General features: G+C 58.5%; 1 protein-coding gene. It reads left to right on the top strand.

Going from position 1 to position 1035, the window contains the following annotated elements; all coding sequences use genetic code 11:
* The coding region (locus FHK88_RS14490) for a hypothetical protein (RefSeq protein ID WP_227429389.1) at positions 1-1021 on the top strand (1021 nt) is incomplete at its 5' end.
* Positions 1022-1035: the final 14 nt, after the last annotated feature.

Below are 1035 nucleotides of genomic sequence, written 5' to 3'. Positions count from 1 at the left end.
GGGGGGGGGGGGGGGGGGGGGGAAAGAAGAAGAAGGAAGAAGAGAGGGAGAGAGGGAGAGGGGGAGAGGAGAGGGGGAGAAGAGAAAGGAAAAAAGAAGGGAGAAGGGGGAAGAAGGGAGAAAGAGAAGGGGAGGGAGAGGGGAGAAGGGGGAAAGAAAGAAAAGGGGAAGGAGGAAAAGGAGAAGGAGAGAAAGAAAAAAAAAAAGGGAAGAAAGGGGAGAAAAGGAAAAAGGAAGAGGAAAGGGAGGAGGGAGGGGGAAAGGAGGAGAGGGGGAAAGGAGGGGGAAGAGGAGAAAGGAGAAGGGGGGGAAAGGAAGAAGGGGGGGAGAGGGGGGAGGAGGGGGAGGAAGGGAAAAAGAAGAAAGAAGAAGAGAAGGAGGAGAAAAGGGGGAAAGGAGAAAGGGAAGGGGGGGGGAAGGGGAGGAAGGAGAAAAAGAAAAAAAGGGGGGAGGGGGGGGGAGGGAAAAGGGAGGAGAAGAAGGAGGAAAAGGGAGGGAAGAAGAGGGGGGAAAGAAAAGAGGGGGGGGAAAGAAAAAAAGAAGGGAAGGGAAAAAAGAGGAAGAAGGAGAGGGAGGGAAAGGGGGGGAGGAGGAGGGGGGAGGAGGGGAGGAAAAAAAGGGGAGAGGGAAAGAGAGGGAGGAAAGGGAGGGGAAGGGGGGGGGGGAGGGGGGGGAGGGGGGGGGGGAAGAAAGGAGGGGAAAGAGGAAGAGGGGAAGGGGAAAGAGGAAGAAGGGAGAGAGGGGGAGAGGAGGAAGGGAGGAGGAGGGAGGGGGGGGAAGGGGGGAGGGGGGGGGAAAGGGGGGAGGGGAAAGGGAGGGGGAGGGGAAGGAGGGGGAAGAGGGAAGGAGGGGGGAGGGAGGGGAGGGGGGAGAGGGAGGAAAGGAGGGGAGGGAAAAGGAAGGAAGGGAGGAAACAGGGAAGAGGGGGGGGAGGAGGGGGAAGGAAAAGAAGGGAAAGAAGGAAGGGAAGAGGAGGGGGAAGGAAAAGGAGGAGGCGGCTTTATGGGACGCTTTATTTTAGGACATTTACATGAG

The organism is Psychrobacter sp. I-STPA6b (assembly GCF_020662265.1).
Lineage (GTDB): Bacteria > Pseudomonadota > Gammaproteobacteria > Pseudomonadales > Moraxellaceae > Psychrobacter.
The sequence above is the reverse complement of the archived record's forward strand: the minus strand, read 5'-3'. Positions and strand labels throughout refer to the sequence as shown.